At 74.4% G+C, this 5,530-nt stretch carries 7 protein-coding genes; 3 read left to right on the top strand and 4 right to left on the bottom strand.

Annotation, left to right across the window (positions count from 1 at the left end):
* Positions 1 to 58: 58 nt before the first annotated feature.
* Together ACFWDO_RS20955 and ACFWDO_RS20960 are read right to left on the bottom strand one after the other, a co-directional pair.
* A complete protein-coding gene (locus ACFWDO_RS20955; RefSeq protein ID WP_380326428.1) occupies positions 59 to 916 on the bottom strand; it encodes an ABC transporter permease in 858 nt (285 codons plus the stop codon).
* On the bottom strand, positions 913 to 1,878 hold the full coding sequence (locus tag ACFWDO_RS20960) for an ATP-binding cassette domain-containing protein (protein ID WP_380326431.1): 966 nt from the start codon (positions 1,876 to 1,878) through the stop codon (positions 913 to 915). The genes ACFWDO_RS20955 and ACFWDO_RS20960 overlap by 4 nt, the downstream gene beginning before the upstream one ends.
* A 185-nt stretch (positions 1,879 to 2,063) precedes the next feature.
* On the opposite strand from ACFWDO_RS20960, the gene ACFWDO_RS20965 reads away from it, so the two are divergent.
* Entirely contained in the window at positions 2,064 to 2,891 is an 828-nt protein-coding gene (locus ACFWDO_RS20965; protein ID WP_380326434.1) for an alpha/beta hydrolase family protein, read from the top strand.
* On the opposite strand, the gene ACFWDO_RS20970 is transcribed toward ACFWDO_RS20965, so the two are convergent.
* Positions 2,869 to 3,339, bottom strand: coding sequence for a hypothetical protein (locus ACFWDO_RS20970; RefSeq protein WP_380326437.1), 471 nt, complete (start codon positions 3,337 to 3,339; stop codon positions 2,869 to 2,871). The two genes, ACFWDO_RS20965 and ACFWDO_RS20970, sit on opposite strands and share 23 nt — an antisense overlap.
* Positions 3,340 to 3,387: 48 nt before the next feature.
* Between ACFWDO_RS20970 and ACFWDO_RS20975 the strand changes: the two genes are divergently transcribed.
* Together ACFWDO_RS20975 and ACFWDO_RS20980 are read left to right on the top strand one after the other, a co-directional pair.
* Positions 3,388 to 3,849, top strand: a complete 462-nt coding sequence (locus ACFWDO_RS20975) for an anthrone oxygenase family protein (protein WP_380326440.1) — start codon at positions 3,388 to 3,390, stop codon at positions 3,847 to 3,849.
* Positions 3,850 to 3,949: 100 nt separating this feature from the next.
* Positions 3,950 to 4,405 (top strand): CoA-binding protein, encoded by a 456-nt coding sequence (locus ACFWDO_RS20980; protein ID WP_380326443.1) that lies wholly within the window; start codon positions 3,950 to 3,952, stop codon positions 4,403 to 4,405.
* 60 nt (positions 4,406 to 4,465) lie between these two features.
* Here the strand turns inward: ACFWDO_RS20980 and ACFWDO_RS20985 are convergent, their stop codons facing one another.
* Positions 4,466 to 5,452: a sugar phosphate isomerase/epimerase family protein gene (locus ACFWDO_RS20985; RefSeq protein ID WP_380326446.1), complete on the bottom strand. Its 987-nt coding sequence runs from the start codon at positions 5,450 to 5,452 to the stop codon at positions 4,466 to 4,468.
* Between the last annotated feature and the right edge of the window lie 78 nt (positions 5,453 to 5,530).

Here is a 5,530-nt window from a genome sequence, read left to right on the forward strand (position 1 = left end):
GTCACGAGGTCGGTCGACATCCCGACCTCGTGACAGACGACCGACCTCAGGGCGCGGCTCACGCGTCGCGACGCCGGACGGCGAGGGCCGCGGCGGCGAGCACGGCCACGGCGTACCCGGCCAGCACGGCGAACCCGGCGCCGGGGGCCAGGAGGCCGTCGGGCGTGGGGCCGGTGGCGATGAGCCGCTCGCCGGCCACGGTCGGGAGGTAGGCGTACACGTCCTGCGCCCAGGCGGCCGAGCCGGCCAGCCCCTGGAACAGCAGGGGTACCACCATCAGCAGGCCCAGGGTGGTGGCGATCCCGGCGGCGGTGCTGCGCAGGAGCGCGCCGATGCCCAGGGCGAGCGCGGCGACGGTCACCAGGTAGACGACCGTGCCGCCCAGCGCCCGCAGGTGCTCGCCGTCGGAGAAGTCCAGCGAGAGGCCGTCGGCGGACAGCGAGGACGCCGTCGCGAGCCATGCCGCGGCCAGGCCGACGACGGCGAGCAGCGCCGTGGTCGCCGCGACGACGGCCAGCTTGGCCCACAGGACCGGCAGGCGGCGCGGCACGGCGGCGAAGGTCGCGCGGATCATGCCCGTGGAATGCTCGCCCGTGATGGTGAGGACGGCGAGGACCGCCACGGTGAGCTGCGCGAACCCGTACCCGAACGTCACGGCGACGGCGCCGCTCGGGACGGCGAGCCGTGGGTCGGCGCTCATCGTCTCCTGCATGTCGGGCGACGTCGTGGCCGACCCGAGCGTCGCGGCCATGACGACCGCGAGCCCCGCCATGAGCAGCACCGTCAGCGCGATGCCCCACCACGTGGAGCGCAGCGACCACTGCTTCAGCCACTCCGAGCGCAGCACGCGCGCGAAGGTCACGTGGGTGCCGTGCGCGGGCTCACGGCCCGCGACGAGGGTGGTGGTGGCGCTCATGAGTGGTCTCCCGGGCTCGTCGAGCCGGCGGCGGCGAGGTCGCCGGCGGGGTCGTCGGTGCGGTACTCGACGGCGTCGGCCGTGAGCTCCAGGTAGGCGTCCTCGAGGGTCGAGGCCACCGGGGTCAGCTCGTGCAGCGCGACGCCCGTGGTGAGGGCGATCTCGCCGATCGCCGCCGCGTCGAGACCGGTGACTTCCAGCGCGCCCTCGTGGGCGACGTCGGGCACGACGACGGCGGCGCCCGCTCGCTCCAGCGCGGTGCGCAGCGCCGACGGGCCGGGGGTGCGGACGGTGACCGCACGCCGCGACGCGGCCTCGACGACGTCGCTGACGGGTGCGTCGGCGAGGATGCGGCCGCGCCCGATGACGATGACGTGGTCGGCGGTGAGGGCCATCTCGCTCATGAGGTGGCTGGACAGGAAGACGGTGCGGCCCTCGGCCGCGAGGCTCCGCGCGAGGTGGCGCACCCACAGGACGCCCTCGGGGTCGAGGCCGTTGACGGGCTCGTCGAGGATCAGCGTGCGCGGGTCGCCCAGCAGCGCCGACGCGATGCCGAGCCGCTGACCCATGCCGAGCGAGAAGCCGCCCACCCGCTTGCGGGCCACCGAGGCCAGGCCGGTCAGGTCGACGACCTCGTCGACCCGCCGGTCGGGGATGCCGTGCGTGGCGGCCAGCGCACGCAGGTGCGCCCGCGCCGTCCGGCCGGGGTGCACGGCCCGGGCCTCGAGCAGGGCACCCACCTCGGTGAGCGGGGATCGGTGCCGCGCGTACGGGCGGCCGTTGACGGTGACCGAGCCCGCGGAGGGCCGGTCGAGACCCATGATCATGCGCATGGTGGTGGACTTGCCCGCCCCGTTGGGGCCGAGGAAGCCGGTGACGACGCCGGGCCGCACCGTGAAGGTGACGCGGTCGACGGCGGTCTTGTTCCCGTAGCTCTTGGACAGACCCTGTGCCTCGATCATGCCGTCGAACGTACGGCGGGTGACGCGTGTCACAGAACCGGGCAGGCCCCTGAGATCGACCCTGGCCGTGTCGCGGCCCGCCCCGGGGGTTCCCTTACGCCGAAGCCCCGGCCGGTCGGGTCGCCGCGACCGGCATCGACGCTGGCACACTGGGCCCACCTGCCCCGCGCGAACGAAGGAGTCCCGTGCACGCCGAGGTCCTCGAGCTCACCGATCCCGCGCGACCGGCCTACGGCGCGGACGGCCCTCGGCCGGTCCGCACCCACCTGTGGCGTGCCGACGACGCAGCGCCCCTCGTGCTCGTCTCGCACGGGACGGGCGGGGCGGCGCAGAACCTCCACGTCCTGATCGACGACCTGGTGGCCGCCGGGTGCTCCGTCGCCGCGGTCGACCACCACGGCAACACCTTCCTGGAGCCGTACGCCGCGGAGTCGTTCGTCCGCTGGTGGGACCGGGCGCTCGATCTGTCCCGCGTGCTCGACGTCCTCGACCCGAGCGGGCCGGTCGGCGCGGCGGGCTTCTCGATCGGCGGGTACACGGTGGCGGCCCTGCTCGGGGCGCGCGTGGACGGGGCGACGTTCCGCGGCCTGGTCTCCGGGGAGGTCCCGGCTCCGCCGACGCCCGAGCGCCCGGGCATCGTCGAGGAGCTGCGGGCCGCCCACTCCGAGGCCGAGCGAGCCGCCTGGGTGGACCACGCCGTGGGGTCGTTCCGCGACGAGCGTGTCTCCGCGGGCTACCTGCTGTGCCCGCTCGGCGCCTTCGTCGACCCGGGCAGCCTCGCCACGGTGTCGCGACCGACGGCGGTCCGCTGGGGCGGCGCCGACGAGGCCGTCCCGTTCGAGACGAACGCGAAGGTGTACGCGGCGGGGATCCCCGGTGCCGACACGAGGGAGCTGGGCACGGACGCAGGGCACTACGACTTCATCGACGGCCCGGACGGTGGCGACCCGGCGCTGCAGGCCGAGGCGGCGGCCGACGCCGTCGCTTTCTTCAGCCGCGCCCTGTCTCGCTGACGGGCCAGCGGCTGAGCCGCCCGACGAGGAAGGACTCGATGCCGATCAACCCCGATGCCGCGCCGACGAACCCGCCGAGCAGGCGGCGGGCGTCGTCGGCGTCCATGACGCGCAGCTGGTCCGCGCGGTAGTCGACGCCCTTGCGGGTGAGGCGGTACGAGCCCGCGGCGCGCACGTTGCGGCACCAGTCGACGTCCGCGCCCCAGGGCAGCGGCGTGAGCACGAGGATGTCGCGGTACTCGCCGATCTCGACTGGGTCGCCGGGGCGCGACACCCGCGTGTCGATCGGGGCGCGGGCTGCGAACGCGACCACCGGCGTGCGGTACTCGCGCCCGCTCTTGCGGCCCACGTGGTGCAGCGTGACCCACGGCGGCACGCGCGAGCTGACCTTGAGGGCGTACGGGTTGAAGCGCTTGGTGGCCTTGACGACGGCGGGAGGTGCGGGCATGGGTCCATCCTGCTGCGCGGGGACGCGTCCCGCTGGTTGACTGGGCCCATGGACCTCTGGGGCGTGCTCCTCGTGCTGACCGTGCTGGTCACCGGCCTGGCGGGCGGGGTGTTCGCAGCGTTCTCGACGTTCGTCGTCGCGGGCCTACGACGCCTCGACCCGGCCGACGCCGCGCGGGCCATGGCCGCGATCAACACCGACGCGCTGCGGCCGCCGTTCATGACGCTGTTCGGCGCGGCCGTCGTCGTTCCGGTCGTGGCGGGCGTGGTCGGCCTCGTCGGCGGGCACGACGGCGCGTGGCTGGTCGCGGCGTGCGCGGTCGTGATGCTGGTGGGCATGCTCGGGGTCACCGCGGCGGGCAACGTACCGCTGAACGACCGGCTCATGGCGCACCGCGACGCCGCCGGGTGGGAGGCCTTCGACCGCCCGTGGGCGCGGCTCAACCATCTGCGGACGGCGGCGTGTGCCGCGGCTTGCGCGCTCGCGGGTGCGGCGCTGGCGTTCGCATGAGTGCACGGAGCACGGAACGGACCACGAGGAGGGTGCGGGCATGCGCATGAGGGACCCGAGGGACTGGAGCAGGCCGCTCGACGCCGGGGCTGTGCCGCGCATGAGCGCACCGGACGTCACGCCGGACGACGCGGGCGGCCCCGCCAGCGGGTCGGACGACGAGGCGGCCACGATCGACCGACTGCTGGACGGCACGACCACCTGGGCCGTCGTCGGGCTGTCGACCAACACCGAACGCGCGGCGTACGGCGTCGCGGGCGTGCTGCAGCGGGCCGGCAAGCGGATCGTGCCCGTGCACCCGAGCGCCGAGACCGTGCACGGCGAACAGGGCTACGCGACCCTCGCCGACGTCCCGTTCCCCGTCGACGTCGTGGACGTGTTCGTGCGCTCCGAGCTCGCGGGCGCCGTCGCCGACGAGGCGATCTCGATCGGCGCGAAGGCGGTGTGGTTCCAGCTCGGCGTCGTCGACGAGGACGCCGCCGCGCGCGTGCGCGCCGCGGGCCTCGACATGGTCATGGACCGGTGCCCCGCCATCGAGCTGGGGCTGCGCCGCTGAGGACGCCACGAGGGCCCCGACCGCTACACGCGGACGGGGCCCCGGTGCCACAGGGGACGGTCAGCCGCGCAGGCCGAGGATCCCGTCGTAGCTGCGGCGGGCGTTGCCGAACGAGTCCAGCGGGTTCGGCGGGACGGCCGTCGTGGCGGCGTTGTCCTGCTCCCAGATGCCCCAGCGGGTGCCGCGCGCCTTCGTGGCGCGCAGGAACTCGCGGTAGGGCAGGTCGCCGGCGTCGAACTCGATGATGTCGAAGCCGTTGGGGTTGGCCTCGTTGCGTGCGCCGTCCTTGAGGTGCAGGAGCGGGTAGCGGTGGGCGTGGTTGCGCACGTAGTCGATCGGCTCGAACCCCGGGTAGAGGTGCTGGCCGACGAAGGCCCAGTAGACGTCCATCTCGAGGAAAACCGCGTCCGGGTCGGTGTTGTCGAAGAAGACGTCGTAGAGGCGCACGTCGGGCTGGTCGGACGCGAACGCGAACTCGCCGGCGTGGTTGTGCTGGTACAGCTTGAGCCCGGCGGCGTTGGCCTGGGCGCCCCACGCGTTGAACTCGTCCGCGGCCGCCCGGTACCCGTCCACGGTGGCGACGTTCGACGGGGCGTTCGCGGTGCCGACGTGCGGCATGCCGAGGATGTTGGCGATCTCGAGCTGGCGCGCCAGGTCGGTGCGCAGGGCTCCGATGCCGACGTGGGACCCGACGGCCCGCAGGCCGTTGTCGTCGAGGAGCTGGCGGATCTCCTCGGGGGTGATCGCCCCGACCTGACCCTGGGTGTAGCCGGCGAACTCGATCTCGGTGTACCCGATGTCGGCGAGCTGCTCGAACACCGTGCGGAACCCGAGGCTCGAGACCTTGTCGCGGATCGAGTAGAGCTGGATGCCGATCTTGCCCGGGGGCACCAGACGGCCGTTGGCGGCGGTCGTCAGGGGGTCGGCGGCGGTGGCGGTGGAGGCCAGGGCCCCCGGGGCGGCGGCGGCACCGAGGCCGACGGCCACGGTGGACGTCGCGAGCGCCTTGATCAGGCTGCGGCGCGTCAGCTGGGACTTGCTGGTCATCGTCTCTCCTTCAGGGGATGGAGCGGCGGGGGGGGGGGGGGCCGCGCCCCGGGGGGTCGGGGCGGGGGCCGGGGGCAC

The sequence above is a fragment of the Isoptericola sp. NPDC060185 genome (assembly GCF_042728595.1).
Taxonomy (GTDB): Bacteria; Actinomycetota; Actinomycetes; order Actinomycetales; family Cellulomonadaceae; genus Isoptericola.

Excerpts from the sequence above, each read along its gene's own strand:
- ACFWDO_RS20955 (WP_380326428.1), bottom strand. The coding sequence starts at position 916 with ATGAGCGCCACCACCACCCTCGTCGCGGGCCGTGAGCCCGCGCACGGC.
- ACFWDO_RS20960 (WP_380326431.1), bottom strand. The coding sequence starts at position 1,878 with ATGATCGAGGCACAGGGTCTGTCCAAGAGCTACGGGAACAAGACCGCC.
- ACFWDO_RS20970 (WP_380326437.1), bottom strand. The coding sequence starts at position 3,339 with ATGCCCGCACCTCCCGCCGTCGTCAAGGCCACCAAGCGCTTCAACCCG.
- ACFWDO_RS20975 (WP_380326440.1), top strand. The coding sequence starts at position 3,388 with ATGGACCTCTGGGGCGTGCTCCTCGTGCTGACCGTGCTGGTCACCGGC.
- ACFWDO_RS20980 (WP_380326443.1), top strand. The coding sequence starts at position 3,950 with ATGAGCGCACCGGACGTCACGCCGGACGACGCGGGCGGCCCCGCCAGC.
- ACFWDO_RS20985 (WP_380326446.1), bottom strand. The coding sequence starts at position 5,452 with ATGACCAGCAAGTCCCAGCTGACGCGCCGCAGCCTGATCAAGGCGCTC.